Origin of the sequence: Arthrobacter sp. 24S4-2, from assembly GCF_005280255.1 — a bacterium.
Taxonomy (GTDB): Bacteria; Actinomycetota; Actinomycetes; order Actinomycetales; family Micrococcaceae; genus Arthrobacter.
Genome location: NZ_CP040018.1, coordinates 338,635 through 356,595 on the forward strand (window position 1 = coordinate 338,635; position 17,961 = coordinate 356,595).

Annotated in this window: 10 protein-coding genes and 3 pseudogenes; 11 read left to right on the forward strand and 2 right to left on the reverse strand. The window is 67.8% G+C overall.

Going from position 1 to position 17,961, the window contains the following annotated elements:
• Positions 1-86: 86 nt before the first annotated feature.
• The 3 genes and pseudogenes from FCN77_RS01690 to FCN77_RS01700 all read left to right on the forward strand — a co-directional run bounded on the left by FCN77_RS01690 (position 87) and on the right by FCN77_RS01700 (position 4,369).
• Positions 87-1,097 carry a LacI family DNA-binding transcriptional regulator gene (locus FCN77_RS01690; RefSeq protein ID WP_254678804.1) on the forward strand — a complete coding sequence of 337 codons (1,011 nt, stop codon included), beginning with the start codon at positions 87-89 and terminating at the stop codon, positions 1,095-1,097.
• Positions 1,098-1,218: 121 nt separating this feature from the next.
• Positions 1,219-1,955, forward strand: a pseudogene (locus FCN77_RS01695) (HAD family hydrolase).
• Positions 1,956-2,008: 53 nt separating this feature from the next.
• Entirely contained in the window at positions 2,009-4,369 is a 2,361-nt protein-coding gene (locus FCN77_RS01700; RefSeq protein WP_137320851.1) for a glycoside hydrolase family 65 protein, read from the forward strand.
• Positions 4,370-4,430: 61 nt separating this feature from the next.
• Here FCN77_RS01700 and FCN77_RS01705 read toward each other — a convergent pair whose 3' ends face one another.
• Positions 4,431-5,783: an MFS transporter gene (locus FCN77_RS01705; RefSeq protein ID WP_137320852.1), complete on the reverse strand. Its 1,353-nt coding sequence runs from the start codon at positions 5,781-5,783 to the stop codon at positions 4,431-4,433.
• Positions 5,784-5,856: 73 nt separating this feature from the next.
• On the opposite strand from FCN77_RS01705, the gene FCN77_RS01710 reads away from it, so the two are divergent.
• The 8 genes and pseudogenes from FCN77_RS01710 (at position 5,857) to FCN77_RS01745 (ending at position 16,580) form a co-directional block, all read left to right on the forward strand.
• Positions 5,857-6,444 (forward strand): hypothetical protein, encoded by a 588-nt coding sequence (locus FCN77_RS01710; protein WP_137320853.1) that lies wholly within the window; start codon positions 5,857-5,859, stop codon positions 6,442-6,444.
• A gap of 145 nt (positions 6,445-6,589) precedes the next feature.
• A complete protein-coding gene (locus FCN77_RS01715; protein ID WP_254678805.1) occupies positions 6,590-7,504 on the forward strand; it encodes a hypothetical protein in 915 nt (304 codons plus the stop codon).
• Positions 7,488-8,237: a LamB/YcsF family protein gene (locus FCN77_RS01720; protein WP_137320855.1), complete on the forward strand. Its 750-nt coding sequence runs from the start codon at positions 7,488-7,490 to the stop codon at positions 8,235-8,237. Before FCN77_RS01715 ends, FCN77_RS01720 begins: the two co-directional genes overlap by 17 nt.
• Before the next feature lie 197 nt (positions 8,238-8,434).
• A pseudogene (locus FCN77_RS01725) lies at positions 8,435-12,144 on the forward strand (nitrate reductase subunit alpha).
• A complete protein-coding gene (gene narH / locus FCN77_RS01730; RefSeq protein WP_137320856.1) occupies positions 12,144-13,853 on the forward strand; it encodes a nitrate reductase subunit beta in 1,710 nt (569 codons plus the stop codon). Before FCN77_RS01725 ends, narH begins: the two are co-directional and overlap by 1 nt.
• A complete protein-coding gene (narJ, locus tag FCN77_RS01735; protein WP_137320857.1) occupies positions 13,850-14,470 on the forward strand; it encodes a nitrate reductase molybdenum cofactor assembly chaperone in 621 nt (206 codons plus the stop codon). Before narH ends, narJ begins: the two co-directional genes overlap by 4 nt.
• Positions 14,471-14,472: 2 nt before the next feature.
• Positions 14,473-15,318 (forward strand): respiratory nitrate reductase subunit gamma, encoded by an 846-nt coding sequence (narI, locus tag FCN77_RS01740; protein ID WP_137320858.1) that lies wholly within the window; start codon positions 14,473-14,475, stop codon positions 15,316-15,318.
• A gap of 35 nt (positions 15,319-15,353) precedes the next feature.
• On the forward strand, positions 15,354-16,580 hold the full coding sequence (locus tag FCN77_RS01745; RefSeq protein WP_137320859.1) for an MFS transporter: 1,227 nt from the start codon (positions 15,354-15,356) through the stop codon (positions 16,578-16,580).
• An 18-nt stretch (positions 16,581-16,598) separates the two neighbouring features.
• Here FCN77_RS01745 and FCN77_RS01750 read toward each other — a convergent pair.
• Positions 16,599-17,923: pseudogene (locus tag FCN77_RS01750) on the reverse strand (DUF445 domain-containing protein).
• Positions 17,924-17,961 lie beyond the last annotated feature (38 nt).

Consider the following 17,961-nt stretch of genomic DNA (forward strand, 5'->3'; position numbering starts at 1 on the left):
TTACACTCTTCTTCGGCCATGTATCGGGCCCAGGACTCCAAGAGAAGAAAGGGCTGAGCCCGTGTTGCATGGCTAAAGCACCGCGCGTGACCATTCAGGACGTAGCCGCGCTGTCGGGGCTGTCCATCTGTACCGTTTCCCGTGCCCTGCGCGGGCTCCCCAACGTTTCCGAAACGGCGCAGCTGAAGGTGGCGGACGCCGCCACCAAGCTCGGCTACAAGGCATCCTCCGCAGCGTCGCGCCTTGCGGGCGGAACCACCGGTTCGGTGGCTATCATCGCGCCGACGGCCACGGCATGGTTCTTCGCCCAGGCCGTCGAAGCGGCTGAGGAAGTCTTCGCGGACAGCGGCTTCGACACCGTGCTCATCAGCCTGCGGAGCACTCCCAGCGTGCACGGAAAGGTCTTCGGTGACCTCGACGCCCTGTCCCAGCGCGTGGACGGCGTCCTGCTGCTCAACGTCGCCCTCAGCGACGACGAAATCGACGCCCTGGCAACGTCCGGGCTGGCTGTTGCAAGCGTGGGCATGCACAACGTCCCGTGGGACAACGTCGGCATCGACAACGAAGGCGCGGCCTGGAAAGCGACAAACCACCTGCTGGGCCTCGGCCACTGGGACCTGGCCATCCTCTCCGGCCGCGAATCGGGGGAGCGCTCGGTGGTCACGGCCACGGACCGCTTAAACGGGTTCCGCCGGGCGCTGGCCGAGCACCACCTGACCGTGGATCCGGACCTGGTCATGGACGCCGGATCCAGCATCGAGGGCGGCCGCAAAGCCATGACCGAGCTCATCGAAAACCGCCGGATGCCCTCCGCGATCTTCGCCGGCTGCGACGAAACAGCCTTCGGCGCGCTGATGGCTTTGCGCGACCTCGGTTTGTCAGCACCGAAAAACGTGTCCATCATAGGAATAGACGATCATCAGATGAGCTGGTTTCTGGGACTGAGCACAATGGCCCAGCCGGTAGCCGACCAGGGCGCCTTCGCAGCCAATCTGCTGATTGAGGGACTCCAACGTCCGGGGCCGCTGAGTGCCCCCGCCAGCCACGTGCTGGATACCAAACTGATCGAGCGCAAGAGCACGCGGCGCAAGCGCTGAGTCGCGCAAAGACTGACCAAGGCATCGCCGCCCTTTCTGCACCACACGGTTCCCACCGCCCCAAAACCTGCAGTATCCCCGCACGTCCCCTCCCGCCGTCTGAAAGGACACCGAGTACCGCATGACTGAGCTTTCCAACAGCACCACCCGCAGCTGGACCGGCGCCTCCGCCATCCTCTTCGACCTGGACGGCGTGCTTACCCCCACGGCGATCGTCCACGAGCGCGCGTGGCAGGAGCTTTTCGACGGCTACCTGCAGGACGTCCCCGGGGCGGACAGCTACCGTGAAAGCGACTACTTCGACCACATCGACGGCAAGCCCCGCTTCGACGGCGTCCGGGACTTCCTGGCCTCGCGCAGCATCGTGCTCCCGAAGGGCCGGCGGACGACGACGCCGCCAACAACACGGTCCACGGGCTCGGCAACCGGAAGAACAAGGTCTTCAACGACATTGTCGAAGCCGGCGGCGTGGCGCCGTACGAAGGCTCGGTGCGTTTCCTGGAAGCCGCGATGGCGCAGGGGCTCAAGGTCGCCGTCGTCTCCTCCTCCCGGAACGCGCCGGCCGTCCTGCTGGCCGCGGGACTGGCGGAACATTTCCCCGTGGTGGTGGACGGCGTCGTCGCCGCTGCCGCAGGACTGCCCGGCAAACCCAGCCCGGCAACGTATGACTACGCTGCGCGGCTGCTGGACCTGCCGAGCGACGAGTGCGTGGTGGTCGAAGACGCCGTGTCCGGAGTCCTGGCCGGCAGTGCCGGCAGCTTCCATTCGGTGATCGGCGTGGACAGGGGAGCCGGCCGGCAGACGCTGCTGGCCGCCGGCGCCACGCTGGTTGTCGACGACCTCAACGAACTCCTCTAGCTCGGCCAAACTCTCCCCCAACCTGCACAAACGCCAAAGGAACCCCAACAGCCATGGCACTCATCACCTCGGACCGCGCCCGTTTCCCCAACGAGCCCTGGCAGCTCGTGGAGACCGTCCACCTTCCCGGTAACGCCGGAACCTTGGAGACCCTTTTCAGCCTGGGCAACGGCCACCTCGGCATCCGCGGCGCCCACTGGGCCGCGGCGGATGCCGACCTTCCGGGCAGCTTCATCAACGGCTTCCACGAGACCTGGGACATCAAGCACGCCGAAAATGCCTTCGGTTTCGCGCGCACCGGCCAGCGCATCCTGTACATCCCGGACGTCAATAACTTCACCGTGATCATCGACGGCGAAACGCTGACCCTCAGTGAATCGACCGTGCTGGACTACCGGCGCTCCGTGGACTTCGCCACCGGAATCTACGAATGCCGGATCACCTGGCAGTGCCGTTCCGGCGCGACCGTGACCACCACGGAGCGCCGGGCCGTGGGCTACCAGTCCCGCGGCACCCTGGGCATCAGCCTCGAAGTTGCCGCGGACCGGGACGTGTACGCCGACGTGACATCCTCCGTCATCAACCGCCAGGACCAGCCCGTGGAGGACCACTCCACCCACGATCCGCGCCGGGCCGGACGGCACGCCGGCCGCGTCCTGCTGCCGGTACGGCTCGACGGCGGGGACGGCTCGCTGCGCCTGTCCTGGGAGGCAGCCGAATCCCGGCAGCGCGTGGGCCTGGCCGTGGACCACTGGACCTCAGCCGACGTGCAGCCGTTCGAGACCCTGGTGGACCAGGACGACAGCAGCGTCCGGTACGTCCTCGCCGTGGGCGCGGACCAGCCCTTCCGCCTGGAGAAGAGCGCCAGCTACGCCGTGGCGCGTGCGTTCCGCGAGGGGGCCGTGGACGGCGGTTCCCCGCAGGACCCGTCGGAAGCGGCCGAGGCCGCCCTGCAGCCCGTGGACGCCATCTTTGCCGAAAGCGAGGCGCACTTCCGGGACTACTGGGCCACCACGGACATTGTGGTGGGCGGCCAGCCCGAGCTGCAGCAGGCCATCCGCTGGAATCTCTTCCAGCTGGCCCAGGCCACGGCCCGCGCTGACGTTGCCGGCATCCCGGCCAAGGGCGTCAGCGGATCCGGCTATGACGGCCACTACTTCTGGGACCAGGAGGTGTACCTGCTGCCGTACCTGACCTACTCCAACCCGGACAACGCGCGCCAGGTCCTGGAGTTCCGGCACGAAATGCTGCCCGACGCCAAGGTCCGGGCCAAGGAACTCAGCGTGGACGGCGCACTGTTCCCGTGGCGAACCATCAACGGTCTCGAGGCAAGCGCCTACTACGCCGCCGGCACCGCGCAGTTCCACATCGCCGCAGCCGTCGCCTTCGCCACCAACCGGTACATGTGGGCCAGCGGGGACGAGGACTTCAACCAGGGCATGGGTTCGGAGTTGCTGATCGAAACCGCCCGCATGTGGGTTTCGCTGGGCTTCTTCGGCAAGGACGGGCTGTTCCATATCCACGGCGTCACGGGTCCGGACGAGTACACGGCCGTGGTCAACGACAACCTCTACACAAACGTCATGGCGCGCTTTAACCTGCGCGCCGCCGCCGCGCTGGACCACCCGGGAATCGACGACGCCGAACGCGAGCTCTGGGAGCAGGCCGCCATCCGGATGCAACTGCCCTACGACGAAGACCTGGAGGTGTATTCGCAGGACAACGACTTCATGACCCTGGAGCCGTGGGACTGGAGCACGCCCCGATCCAAGTATCCGCTGCTGCTGAACTTCCACCCGCTGGTGATCTACCGCCACCAAGTCCTCAAGCAGGCAGACACCGTGCTGGCGATGTTCCTGCAGTGGCAGGACTTCACGGCCGAGGAGAAGCGGCGGGCGTTCGACTTCTACGATCCGATCACCACCGGCGACTCCACCCTGTCCGCCTGTGTCCAGGGAATCATGGCCGCCGAGGTGGGCTACGGGAAGGCCGCGCTGGACCACTTCACCGACGCGCTTTTCATCGACCTCGACGACACGCACGGCAACACGATCGACGGCGTGCACATCGCCTCCACCGGCGGCGTGTGGAGTTCGCTGGTCAGCGGCTTCGCGGGGCTCCGTGACCAGGGCAAGCTTCCGTACTTCGACCCCCGGCTTCCGGTCGAATGGGAGGGACTGTCCTTCCACCTCAAGGTCCAGGGCCGCCTGCTGTTCGTGGAGCTGGAGCAGGGGTCCATCAGCCTCAGCATCCGCGACGGCGCACCGCTGGACGTCAGCGTGCGCGGCGAGATCCTTACCGTCGGCGGCGACGCGGCCCGGGTGCCGCTGGCCGCCGTGGGCGCGCCGGAGCCCACCGTCTTCCCCAGCGGACTTCCGACGGCGTCCATTCCGATCGTCCGCGCCCGCACTTAGGCGTCCGGAGCTAAATAGCTCCCGGAGCAAACTGGCGACCGAATTCCGTGGAAAGCCCCGGCTAGGGGCTTTCCACGGACTTTTGGTTACCCGCGGTCTCCGGGTTGTCCGCCGTCTCTGGGCTGTCCGCGGGGGCCTGATGTTCTGAAGCGGCGTCCAGCGGGTGCGCCAGCTCGTCGGCAGGCATCCGGGCCGCGATCATGGCCGCCACGGCCATGATGGGGCACACCCCGCCGGCCACCAGGAAGATCACCCACGTGGGCACCGCCTCAGAGGCGGGGCCAGCCAGTGCCATCGAGATGGGCATCAGGGCCAGCGAGACGAAAAAGTCCAGGCTGGAGACGCGGCCCAGCAGGTGCGGCGGCACCCTGCGCTGCAGGAGCGTGCCCCAGATGACCATCCCCACGCCGCCGGTGGCGCCGAAGATGAACAGGGCTGCGGCCACCATCCAGAAGCCGTCCATCATGCCGATTGCTGCGAGCGGCAGGCTGCCGGCACCCCACGACACCATCATCACTGTCAGGTACCGCCGGGGGAGCGGGAAGGATGCGGTGGCCAGGGAAGCGCCCGCCCCGCCCACGCCCATCACGGCCAGCAGGAAACCGAACATGCGGGAGTCGCCGGCCAGCTGGTCGCGGACCACGAACGGCATCAGCACCTCGATGGGTCCGATCAGGAACAGCACCGAGATGCAGGCCCAGACCAGCGTCCACAGCAGCCACGGCGTCCGGACCGTGTAGCTGACGCCCTCGCGGAGGTCGTGGAAGAAGGACGTCCTGGCGCGGGCGGCCGCGGGCCGGCCGTCGGCGCTGGGAGCGTCCAGGGCATGCTGGCCGAGGAAGTTGAGGATGATGAAGGCCAGCAGGTGGCAGGCCGCCACACCCGTCACCGCGTGCGACGGGGACAACGCCGCCACCAGGATCCCGGCGACGGCGGGACCGGCCGCCTGCTGCAGGATGGGCCGCATGGTTCCCTCCATGCCGTTCGCCGCCAGCAGGTCCTCCGCCGGCAGGATCCTGGGCAGGATGGCCGAGTAGGCAGGGAAGAAGAATGCCGCGCCCACGCCCAGGACGAACGCGCCCACGGCCAGGTGCCACAGCTGCAGCCAGCCGGCCAGCGCCAGTCCGCTGATGGCGGCGATCACGGCGAGGTTGGTTCCTTCCACCGCAATGATCAGCAGCCGCTGGGGAACCCGGTCCGCGGCGATGCCGCCGGCCAGGACGAACGCCACCAGCCCCACGCTGCCGGCGGTGGCAACGAGGGACAGCTCCAGCGGGCCGCCGCCGAGGTGGATCACCTGGTACACCATGGCCACGGCCCACATGCCGGAGCCGAAAATGGAGATGGCCAGCGCCGCGATCAGCACGCGGTATTCGCGGTGCACAAAGGGTCTGAGGGCTCTTGGTGCCGGCATACGGCTAGTCTAGGCCCAGCCAATCCGGCTGCGCCGCCCCGTCTGCGGGCCGACGCAGGGCTAGGCTTTTGGCATGGGGAACAGTCCGGCAGGCACCTGGCGACGCAGCATAGCATTTATCGGCAGCAACCCCGGGCTGGCGCTCCATCCAGTGAACGGCGACGGCGTCCTTATCCCCGGCGAACCCGCCAGCTGCTTTGCCTCCTTCTGGATGGCCGAGTGGTCAAAATGGGGCACCGGCAATGCCCTGCTGATCGCCACGCGCAAGGGCTGGCGCAGCTACGCTGCCAATGAGCATTTCGCCAAGACCCTGGCCACGGAACTGACCCGGCACTTCCCCGAGGCCGCCCGTTTCCCGCTGACCGGGATCACCCACACCCAGGACGAGTTCGACGTCGAACTGGACTTCGAACGCGGCTTCCGGGCCGTGGGGCGCAAGGCGGTGCTGGAGATCAGCGGTGTCCTGGACCGCCGGCAGTTCTCGGCCCCCGACTTCCAGCTCGGCTCAAACAGCGCGGCGCTGACCAACGTGTACCTGCCGTGCGGCACCGGGCGGCTATCCGAATTCGGCGAATGGCCCGGCGCCCCCACGGTGTACCCGGGGCCCCGGGGGCCGTCGTCGTCCGCGTATATTGCGGCGGCCGAATCCTGGGTGATGTAGCGCATCTGCCCGCCGGTATGCCTCGCGAAGGGCGGTGCAGGTGCGGTGGCCTAGTGTTAAGGGTAAATGACAGCCATAAGCTGTCCGCGCCCGGCTGCAACGGCGCTTGCACCGGCCGGCGGTTCCCGTTCCATGAGAGGTGACGATGGCCATGCGGAAGAACCCGGCAATGAAAATTGCACAAAAGACCGCCCACAAGGCGGTGTTTGACGCCCAAGGCAAGCCCAAGCCGGGAGTGCATAACCTGCTCCTGAGGGCAGTCGAAATCCAACGCCCGCTGGTGCTGACCAACATCCGGCGGCTCCAGCGCAGGCATCCCCGCGCTACGGCAGCGCAGCTCGCTGACAAACTGGAACGCGATTACCTGGTGGCCGTCACCGGCGGCGGCGCGCTGGTAGGCGCCACGGCCGTGATTCCGGGCGTCGGCACCGCGGCTGCCCTGGGGCTCTCCGCCGCTGCCACCGTGGGTTTCCTCGAAGCTACGGCTCTCTACGCAACGTCGCTGGCCGAGCTTCACGGCATCCGACTGGTTGACCCGCAGAAGGCCAGCACACTCGTCATGGCCATCATGCTGGGCGAGGAGGGCACCGCATTGCTCAGCACGCTCAGCGGCCAGGCCGCCGGCAGCGGCAAGGGCCCGGCGGACGCCTGGGGCTCGGCGTTCGCCCGCAAGACCTCCTTCCCCGGGTTCGGTTCCGTGCGTGAGCGCATCCAGAAAGCCTTCCTCCGCAACCTGCTGAAGCGGCAGGGAACGGCACTGCTGGGCCGCGCGCTGCCGTTCGGCATTGGGGCCGTGGTGGGCGGGGTGGGCAACCGCATCATGGGACGCGCCGTCGTCGCCAGCGCCAGGGAGGCCTTCGGGCCGATGCCGGACACCATCCCCGGCGAGCTGATCACGGGCGCCGGCACCGGCGGCCCGGCCGCAATAATCACCGCCGCTATAGACCCGGCCGCCATAGAGACTGCTGCTATAGAGACTGCCGCGGCTAACCCCGACCGCGCCAACACCCCCGGTGGGGACTCAACCGTGAAAGGCGGATTCATTGGATCTGAACGCTGACCTGGGGGAGGCCTTCGGCTCCTGGACCATGGGGGACGATGCCGCGATGTTCCCGCTCATTACCAGCGCCAGCGTGGCCTGCGGCCTGCACGCCGGGGACCCGGTCACCATGCTGGACACCTGCCGCGCCGCGTTTGAACTCGACGTCCGGGTGGGTGCCCAGGTGGGGTACCCGGACCTCGCGGGCTTTGGGCTCCGATCCATGGACATGACTTTCGACGACCTGTTCGGGGCAGTGCTGTACCAGCTGGGCGCGCTCGACGGCGTGGCGCACGCCGTCGGGGCTTCCGTTGACTACGTCAAGGCCCACGGCGCACTTTACGATCGGACGGTGCACGACGCCGAACAGGCCTCCGCCTTCGTCAACGCCATCCAGGCCTACGACCCCGGCCTGCCCTTCCTGGGCCAGCAGGGTTCAGCCCTACTGGCCATGGCCGCGGAAGCCGGACACCCAGTGTTCCACGAGGCCTTCCCGGACCGCGCCTACCTTCCCGACGGCACCCCGACGCCGCGCTCGCAGGAGGGCGCCGTGCTGCAGGACGCCGGGGAAGTCGCCGCGCGTGCTGTCCGCCTCGCCACCAAGGGTGAAGTAGAGGCCGTGGACGGCACCGTGATCAGGCTGCAGCCCCATTCCCTGACCCTCCACGGTGGCACGCCCGGTGCCGTGGAGACAGCGGCCGCGGTCCGCAAGGCGCTGGAAGAAGCCGGCGTGGAGCTGGAACCCTTCGCCTAAGCCCCTTAAGCGCGAACCGGCACTTGGGGCCCCACTCACAAGCGCGAACGGGCAGCTAATGACCCCAAATCCCTGATCTGGGGTCAGTGGCAGCCCGTTCGCGCCGTGCATAAGTGTCCGTTCGCGCTTGGCGGATGAGCAGTTCTAGTGCCGTTCGGCCCTATCCCCGGCCTGAACGCGCACCCAAGCTTGAGGGCATGGCTGCCGGACCCCATGCGGGGTTAGATGGACCCGCATCAGATGCAATGTTGAAGCTGGGGCGTTTCTTCACGAAATGGGACCAGACCGACGACGGCAGGGCGGTGTTCCGGGAGGGCGGCCGCAAGGGCGACATCTTCTACCGCGACCGGTGGAGCCACGACAAGGTGGTCCGTTCCACGCACGGGGTGAACTGCACGGGCTCCTGTTCCTGGAAGGTGTACGTCAAGGACGGCATCATCACCTGGGAATCCCAGCAGACGGACTATCCCTCCGTGGGTCCGGACAGCCCGGAATACGAGCCGAGGGGCTGCCCGCGCGGGGCAGCCTTTTCCTGGTACACCTATTCGCCCACCCGGGTCCGGTTCCCCTACGCCCGGGGTGTGCTCGTGGAGATGTACCGCGAGGCCAAGGCCCGGCTGGGCGACCCGGTGCTGGCCTTCGCCGACATCGTGGGGGACCCGGAGCGCCGGCGCTGCTACCAGCAGGCCCGCGGCAAGGGCGGCCTGGTCCGGGTGTCCTGGCAGGAAGCAATAGAAATCGCCGCCGCCGCGCACGTCAACACCATCAAGGCCTACGGGCCGGACCGCTGTGCCGGCTTCTCGCCCATCCCCGCGATGTCGATGGTTTCGCACGCCGTCGGAACCCGCTTCATCCAGCTGATCGGCGGGGTGATGACGTCCTTCTACGACTGGTACGCGGACCTGCCCGTGGCCAGTCCGCAGGTCTTCGGGGACCAGACCGACGTCCCGGAATCGGGTGATTGGTGGGACGCGGGCTACCTCATGATGTGGGGATCCAATGTCCCCGTCACCCGGACCCCGGACGCGCACTGGATGGCTGAGGTGCGGTACCGCGGCACCAAGGTGGTCACGGTCAGCCCGGATTACGCAGACAATACGAAGTTCGCCGATGAATGGCTCCCAGCCCAGGCCGGGACGGACGCCGCGCTGGCCATGGCCATGGGGCACGTCATGCTCAAGGAGTTCTTCGTCGAGCGGGAGGTTCCGTTCTTCTCCGACTACGTCCGCCAGTACACCGACCTGCCGTTCCTGGTCCGGCTGGAACGGCGCGACGACGGTTCCCTCACGCCGTCGAAGTTCCTCACCGCCAAGGACCTCCCGGGGGAGTCCGGGGCTGAGGACGCGGCGTTCCGCACCGTGCTGTTTGACAAGAAGACCGGCCTCCCCGCCGTGCCCAACGGCTCCATGGGGTTCCGCTATTCGGGCAGCGGCGAGGGCAAATGGAACCTGGACCTCGAGGGGATCGAGCCCGCACTGTCGCTGCGCGAGGTCTCTGGGGAAAGCGCCGAGATCCTGCTGCCGTGCTTCGAAGACGCCGGCGGGGCCGGCAGCGTACTGAGGCGCGGAGTGCCGGTCCTCGAGGTCGGGGGCCAGTTGGTCACCACCGTGTTCGACCTCATGCTGGCCCAGTACGGCGTGGGCCGCGAAGGGCTCCCGGGGGAGTGGGCAGCGGGCTACGAGGATGCCTCGACGCCGTACACTCCGGCCTGGCAGGAGGAGATCACGTCCGTCCCCGCGCAGGCCTGCATCCGGGTGGCCCGCGAGTTCGCCCGCAACGCCGAAGAGTCCAAGGGCCGTTCGATGATCATCATGGGCGCCGGGATCTGCCAGTGGTTCCATGGCGACGCGACCTACCGGGCGGTGCTTGCCCTTGTGATGCTGACCGGCTGCATGGGCCGCAACGGGGGCGGCTGGGCGCATTACGTTGGCCAGGAAAAGACGCGGCCCGCCACCGGCTGGGTGTCCCTGGCGAATGCCCTGGACTGGTCCCGGCCGCCGCGGACCATGATCGGCACCGGCTACTGGTACATGCACACGGACCAGTGGCGCCAGGACGGCTACTCCGCGGACGCGCTGAAATCCCCGCTCTCCACCGGAGCCCTGGACGGCATGCACACCGCGGACGCGCTGGCCCAGTCCGCCCGGCTTGGCTGGATGCCGTTCTACCCGCAGTTTGACCGGAACCCCTGGACCTTGCTGATGAGGCGGAGGCCGCCGTCGCCGCCGGCACCGCGAAGGACACCCCCGGCTACATCGCGGACGCGCTCAGGAACCGCACGCTGAACCCGGCGATCGAGGACGTGGACGCCCCGGAAAACTGGCCGCGGACCCTCGTACTGTGGCGCTCAAACCTGTTCGGCTCCTCCGCCAAGGGCAACGAGTACTTCCTCCGCAACCTGCTGGGTACCCACAACAACGTCCTGGGCAAGGACCACGCCGAAGGCCTCAAGCCCAGGGACGTGAAATGGCATGAGCACGCGCCGGAAGGGAAACTGGACCTGCTGGTCTCCGCCGACTTCCGGATGACCTCCACCACGCTGCTGTCCGACGTCGTGTTCCCGGCCGCCACCTGGTACGAGAAGCACGATCTGTCCTCCACGGACATGCACCCCTTTGTGCACGCCTTCACCCCCGCGATCGACCCGCCGTGGGAGACCAAGACGGATTTCGACATGTTCCACCTGCTGGCCCGGGAGTTCTCCCGGATGGCGAAGACCCACCTGGGCGTCCGCCGGGATCTGGTCAGCGTGCCGCTGCAGCACGACACCCCCGGCCAGCTCGCCCAACCCGGCGGGATCGTCCGGGACTGGCGGGACGCGTCCATCCCCGCGGTGCCGGGGCAGAACATGCCCATTTTTTCGGTGGTGGAGCGGGACTACACCGCCATCGCGGACAAGCTGGCCGCCGTCGGGCCGCTCGCCGACACACTGGGCTTCACGGTCAAGAACGTCACCTACAAACTCGCCGGTCCCCTGGACCGGCTCAGCCGCTCCAACGGCGTGATGCTCGGCGGCGCCGCGGACGGCCGCCCCGCGATGGACACGGACGCGAAAATGGCCGAGGCCATCCTGGCCTTCTCCGGCACCACCAACGGCGCGCTCTCCGTGCAGGGATTCAAGGACCTGGAAGTCCGCACCGGCCGGAAACTCGCGGACCTTTCAGAGGGCTCCGAGGAAAAGTTCATCACCTTCGCGCAGACCCAGGCCGGCCCGGTCCCCGTGATCACCTCGCCGGAATGGTCCGGGTCCGAAACCGGTGGCCGCCGCTACGCCCCGTTCACCATCAACGTCGAGCGGCTCAAACCCTGGCACACGCTGACCGGGCGGATGCACTTCTTCCTCGACCACGACTGGATGATCGACATCGGCGAGGCCCTGCCCATCTACCGGCCGCCCCTGGACATGCACCGGCTGTTCGGTGAACCCAAACTGGGCCAGGACGGGGCCATGGAGGTGGTGGTCCGCTACCTGACCCCGCACTCCAAGTGGTCCATCCATTCCGAATACCAGGACAACCTGCTGATGCTCTCCCTCTCCCGCGGCGGGCCCACGGTCTGGATGAGCCCGGCCGACGCGGAGGCCATCCAGGTCAGGGACAACGACTGGGTGGAGTGCGTGAACATCAACGGGGTCCTCGTGGCCCGGGCGATCGTCAGCCACCGGATGCCCGCCGGCGTGGTCTACGTCCACCACGCGCAGGAACGCACCATCGATGTGCCCAAGTCCGAGGCCACGGGCCGGCGCGGCGGCATCCACAACTCCGTGACCCGGCTGTTGGTCAAGCCCTCGCACCTGATCGGCGGCTACGCCCAGCTGGCCTACGCCTTCAACTACCTGGGCCCCACCGGAAACCAGCGAGACATGGTTGCCACCGTCCGCCGTCGTTCACAGGAGGTGCAGTACTGATGCGTGTCATGGCACAAATGGGCATGGTCATGAACCTGGACAAATGCATCGGCTGCCACACCTGTTCCGTGACCTGCAAACAGGCCTGGACCAACCGTGCGGGCACCGAATACGTCTGGTTCAACAACGTCGAAACCCGCCCCGGGCAGGGATACCCGCGACGCTACGAGGACCAGGAGAAGTGGCAGGGCGGCTGGGACCTGAACAAGCGCGGCAAGCTGGTGCTCAAGGCCGGCGGCCGGGTGAAGAAGCTGCTGGGGATCTTCGCCAGCCCCGTCCAGCCCGAGCTCAAGGACTACTACGAGCCCTGGACCTATGACTACAAGACCCTCGTGGATGCGCCCCTGGGCGACGACTTCCCGGTGGCCCGGCCCAAGTCCCTGATCACCGGGAAGGACACCAAGATCACCTGGTCCGCGAACTGGGATGACGACCTGGGCGGCTCAACCGAATACGGCCACCTGGACCCGATCGTGGAAAAGGTCCGCCGCGAGTCCGAGGACAAGATCAAGTTCGCGTACGAGCAGACCTTTATGTTCTATCTCCCGCGGATCTGCGAGCACTGCCTGAACCCTTCCTGCATGGCCTCCTGCCCGTCCGGCGCCATCTACAAGCGGGTGGAGGACGGGATCGTCCTGGTGGACCAGGACAAGTGCCGCGGCTGGCGGCAGTGCGTCACCGGCTGCCCGTACAAGAAGATCTACTTCAACCACAAGACCGGCAAAGCCGAGAAGTGCACTTTCTGCTACCCGCGGGTGGAGGTGGGGCTGCCGACGGTCTGCTCGGAGACCTGCGTCGGCCGGCTGCGGTACCTGGGGTTGTTCCTGTACGACGCCGACGCCGTCACCGCTGCGGCCTCCGTCACGGACCCCCGGGAGCTCTACGACGCCCAGATGGACGTGCTCCTGGACCCGGACGATCCCGCCGTCCAGGCCGAGGCCCGGGCGCAGGGAATCCCCGAGGACTGGATCGACGCCGCGCGGCGCTCGCCGGTGTACGCCCTGGCCAAGGTGTACAAGGTGGCCCTGCCGCTGCACCCGGAATACCGGACCATGCCGATGGTCTGGTACGTGCCGCCGCTGTCGCCGGTGGTGGACCTGCTGCGCGACCAGGGCCACGACGGCGAGGACGCCGGCAACCTCTTTGGCGCCATTGACGCGCTGCGCATCCCGGTGGAATACCTCGCGGAGCTCTTCACCGCCGGGGACGCCGGCCGGGTCACCGCCGTGCTGAAGAAACTCGCGGCCATGCGCTCCTACATGCGCGGCATCAGCATGGGCAACGACCCCGACGACTCCATCCCGGAAGCCGTGGGCATGGACGGGCAGACGATGTACGAGATGTACCGGCTGATGGCAATTGCCAAGTACGAGGAGCGCTACGTGATCCCGAAGGCCCACGTGGAACAGGCCCATGACCTGGAGGAGATGGGCTGCTCGCTGGACTTCGACGGCGGCCCGGGCATGCAGGATTCCTCGCCGTTCGGCGAGGCCAGCGGCCGGCCCGTTCCGGTGGCGGTGGAAACCTTCAACGCCCTGCGCGACCGGCAGACCTCCGGCTCGGCGCCCGGCGAATCAACCCTGCGCGGGCGGGTTAACCTGCTCAACTGGGACGGGACCGGGGCGCCGCCGGGACTTTTTCCGGAAAAACACACCCCCGGGGCAGGCACCGCTGCGGCCGGCAGTACGGCTGCAGGGGAGCAGCCATGAGCCGGCGCCAGCAGGTGGTCTATCTCGCGGCGGCCTGGTGCCTGTCCTACCCGGACGAGGAACTGATCGGCAGGGTGCCGCTCATGCGGGACGCCCTGGGAGAGTTCCCCGGGGCCGTTGCTGACTTCGCCGGGGTGCTTGACCGGCTGGAGTCCACGCCGCCCATGGAGATCCAGGCCCACTATGTGCGCGAGTTCGACCTCGGCAAGCGCCACGCCCTGCACCTGTCGTATTGGACGGACGGGGACACCCGGCGCCGCGGCGAGGTGCTGGGCAACTTCAAGAAGACGTACCGGCAAAGCGACATCCTCGTGGACACCCACGGGGAACTGCCCGACTACCTGCCGATGGTCCTGGAATATGCCGCCGTGGTGGACCTCGCCGCCGGCCGCGGGTTGCTGACCCGTTTTCGGGCGAGCCTGGAGATGCTCCGTTTCGGCCTGCTCCGGGATGAGCTCCCGCATGCACGGATCCTGCAGGCCATCTGCTCCACGCTTCCGGGGAAGTCCCCGGCGGACGAGCAAGCCGTCATGCGGATGGCCGGCTACGGGCCGCCCACCGAAGCCGTGGGGCTGGACCCCTACGATCCCCGCCTGCTGCCCGTGAAGGGGGCCTGACCATGGTGACATTCGAAGCCGAGCCCGGCTCCGCCGTCGAAATCTCCTCATTGGACGTCCTGCTCTGGGGAGCCCTGCCGTACGTAATGATGGTGGTGCTGGTGGGCGGACTGGTGTGGCGCTACAAGTACGACCAGTTCGGCTGGACCACCCGGTCCTCGCAGCTCTACGAATCCAGGCTGCTGCGGATCGCCTCCCCGCTGTTCCACTTCGGCCTGCTCGCCGTGATCGCGGGCCACTTCTTCGGCCTGGTCATCCCGATGGCGTGGACCCGGGCCGTGGGGATGAGCCAGGAGTTCTACCATTTCAACGCCCTGCTCGTGGGCGGGGTCGCCGGCGTCGGGACCCTGGGCGGGATCCTCCTGTTGATCTACCGCCGCCGCACCACCGGACCGGTGTTCATGGCCACCACCAAGAACGACAAGACCATGTACGTGGTGCTCACCGCCGCGATCGTGTTCGGCCTGTGGACCACGCTGGCGAGCGTTTTCGAGGGCGAACATGGCCACAACTACCGCGAAACGGTGGCCCCGTGGTTCCGCTCGCTCTTCATCCTCCAGCCGGACATCGCTGCCATGGCCGCGGCGCCGTTCTCCTTCCACCTGCACACCCTCGTAGGCATGGCCCTCTTTGTGATCTGGCCGTTCACCCGGCTGGTGCATGCCTTCACGGCGCCGTTCCACTATCTCTTCCGGCCGTACATCGTATACCGCTCGCGAGACAGGGACAGGGACAGGGGCCGCACCGGGAGCCAAGCCGGCGCCTCCGCCCGGCGGACCTCAGGGACGGCGGCACGCCGCGGCTGGTCCGCCGTCGGGACACGCGACCGGGACACCCGGAACCGCTGAGCCGAACCGGAATGCAGAAGAGAGAGGAGAACACCGTGGCCGGAGCAGCCCCGTCCGTATCCGCCCCCGCCGGCCGGGCCCTCAACCTGGTGCTCGCCACCTCAGCCTCCGTGGTGTGCTTTTGGGCCTGGAACTCCGTGGCCACGTTGGGCTCGTTCTACACGCAGAACCTCCAGCTCAACCCGGCCACAACCGGCGTGCTCGTAGCCATGCCCGTGTTCGTCGGATCGCTGGGGCGGATCGTGGTCGGTACGCTGACGGACAGGTACGGCGGCCGCGCCATGTTCACCTTTGTCCTCCTGGCCACCATCCTCCCGATCCTCCTCGTGGCGCTCGGCGGCACCCTGCGCTCCTTCGCGGTGGTGCTGGGCGCCGGGCTGCTGCTGGGGGTCGCCGGAACCGTATTCGCCGTCGGGATCCCCTTTGTCAGCGCCTGGTACGAGCCGTCCCGGCGCGGCTTCGCCACAGGGGTCTTCGGCGCGGGCATGGGCGGAACGGCGCTCGCTGCTTTCCTCAATCCACGCCTCGTCAGCTGGATCGGCTACTTCCCGACCCATGTGCTGATCGCGGGGCTCCTGGCCGTGATGGCTGTGCTCATCTGGTTCTTCATGAAGGAGTCTCCGGGCTGGACCCGTAATGACGCCCCCGTGCTGCCCAAGCTGATCGACGCGGCCCGCACTCCGGTTACGTGGAAGATGTGCTTCCTGTACGCCGTCGTCTTCGGCGGCTTCGTTTCCTTCGCCACCTACCTGCCCACCTACCTGCGGGATGTTTACAGCTTCGATCCCGCTGGAGCCGGCGCCCGCACAGCCGGGTTCGCCCTCGCCGCGGTCCTTGCCAGACCGGTCGGCGGCGTGCTCGCGGACAAGGTGGGGCCCAAACCCGTCGTGGTCACCTCGCTCGCCGGCGTCGCGGTGCTCGCCTGGGTGGTGAACCTGCAGCCCGACGGCGAAGTCCCCGCCGGCCTGACGTTCGTCGCCATGGCGGCGGCACTGGGGCTGGGCGCGGGCGGCGTTTTCGCCTGGGTCGGCGTCCTGGCCCCGCCAGGCAAGGTGGGCAGCATCAGCGGGGTGGTCAGCGCAGCCGGTGGCCTGGGCGGCTACTTCCCGCCGCTGGTCATGGGCACAACGTACGACGCCGCGACCCACAGCTACTCGATCGGGCTGCTGCTGCTCGTGGTCACCGCGCTCGTGGCACTGGCGTTCACGGTCTTCGCCGTCAAGGGCCGGTCGAGGGCGAAGGTCGCTGCTGCCCAGCCTTGAAGCGCGGGTCCCCGGTGGCTACCCGAACACCAGGTGCGCCGCCGTGAAGATGGCCAGGCCGGCCAGGGAACCCACCACGGTGCCGTTGATGCGGATGAACTGCAGGTCCTTGCCCACCTGCAGCTCAATCTTCTGCGAGGTCTCCTCGGCATCCCAGCGGGCCACGGTATCCGTGATCACGCCGGCGATGTCCGCGCGGTAGGTCTTCACCAGATACGCGGCGGCGTCGCCGATCCACGCGTTGACCTTGCCCGCCAGTTCGGGATCCACCACCAGCCGGGTGCCGAAGTCGTGCACGGCCGCCTTGAACTTGACCGTCAGTTCGCTGTGCGGATCGTCGACGGCGCCCAGCAGCGCCGCCTTAATGGTGCCCCACGTGCGGGAGGCCAGCTCGCGCACCTCGGGGTCGCCCAGAACCTGGGCCTTGATGCCTTCGGCCCGGGCGATCATCACGGGATCGTGCTGCAGGTCCTGGGCCAGCGACGTGAGGTAGGTGTCGATGGACTGCCGCACCTGGTGCTGGGGATCGGACTGTACAGCCTTGGTGAACTTGAGGATTTCCACGTAGACCTTGTCTCCCACGAGCCCGTCCACGAACTGCGGGACCCACTGCGGGGACCGGTCCGAAACCAGCCTGCTGACCGTCTCATGGTTGTCCCTGACCCAGTCCACCGTGCGGTCCACGAGCAGGTCCACCAGGGTGTGGTGGTGCCCGTCCGCGAAGATCCGCTCGGCGAGCCGTCCCACCGGAGGTCCCCACGGGGAGTGAGCAGGTGCTTGCGGACCATTCCCTCGATCACTGCCTGGACGTCGTCGTCGTTCAACACCTTGAAGGCGCCGCGGATCACCGCGGCGCCTTCCTTGGCCACCCGCTCGGGGCCGCCGGGACCGGACAGCCAGGCGCCAACCTTCCGGGCGATGTCCACGGACGCGAGCTTCTCCTGGACCACCTGTTCGGACAGGAAATTGGTCTCCACGAACTCGCCCAACGAGGCGCCGATCTGGTCCTTGCGCCGCGGAATGATGGCCGTGTGCGGGATCTTGATCCCCATGGGGTATTTGAACAGCGCCGTCACAGCGAACCAGTCCGCAAGGGCACCCACCATGCCGCCTTCCGCCGCGGCCCGCACGTATTCCAGCCACGGGTACTGCTTCTGGAAGGCGAAGGCAAAGACGAAAATCACCGCCATGGCGATCAGCAGGGCAAGCGCCAGAACCTTCATCTTCCGCAGGGCGGCGGCTTTTTCGGCATCACCGCCCAGCCGGTAGTCGTCGACGGCGGCACCAGCCTCCGCGGGAAGGGCCGCGGCGGGGCGGGTGGTTTGTTCACTGTTCACCTGCATGTGCCCAGCCTAGCCCCGCAACCGTGGCGGCTGTCCGC

Bases quoted from the DNA above. Each gene is read 5' to 3' on its own strand.
- FCN77_RS01700 (WP_137320851.1), top strand. From the start codon at position 2,009: ATGGCACTCATCACCTCGGACCGCGCCCGTTTCCCCAACGAGCCCTGG.
- FCN77_RS01705 (WP_137320852.1), bottom strand. From the start codon at position 5,783: ATGCCGGCACCAAGAGCCCTCAGACCCTTTGTGCACCGCGAATACCGC.
- FCN77_RS01710 (WP_137320853.1), top strand. From the start codon at position 5,857: ATGGGGAACAGTCCGGCAGGCACCTGGCGACGCAGCATAGCATTTATC.
- FCN77_RS01715 (WP_254678805.1), top strand. From the start codon at position 6,590: ATGGCCATGCGGAAGAACCCGGCAATGAAAATTGCACAAAAGACCGCC.
- narH (WP_137320856.1), top strand. From the start codon at position 12,144: ATGCGTGTCATGGCACAAATGGGCATGGTCATGAACCTGGACAAATGC.
- narJ (WP_137320857.1), top strand. From the start codon at position 13,850: ATGAGCCGGCGCCAGCAGGTGGTCTATCTCGCGGCGGCCTGGTGCCTG.
- narI (WP_137320858.1), top strand. From the start codon at position 14,473: ATGGTGACATTCGAAGCCGAGCCCGGCTCCGCCGTCGAAATCTCCTCA.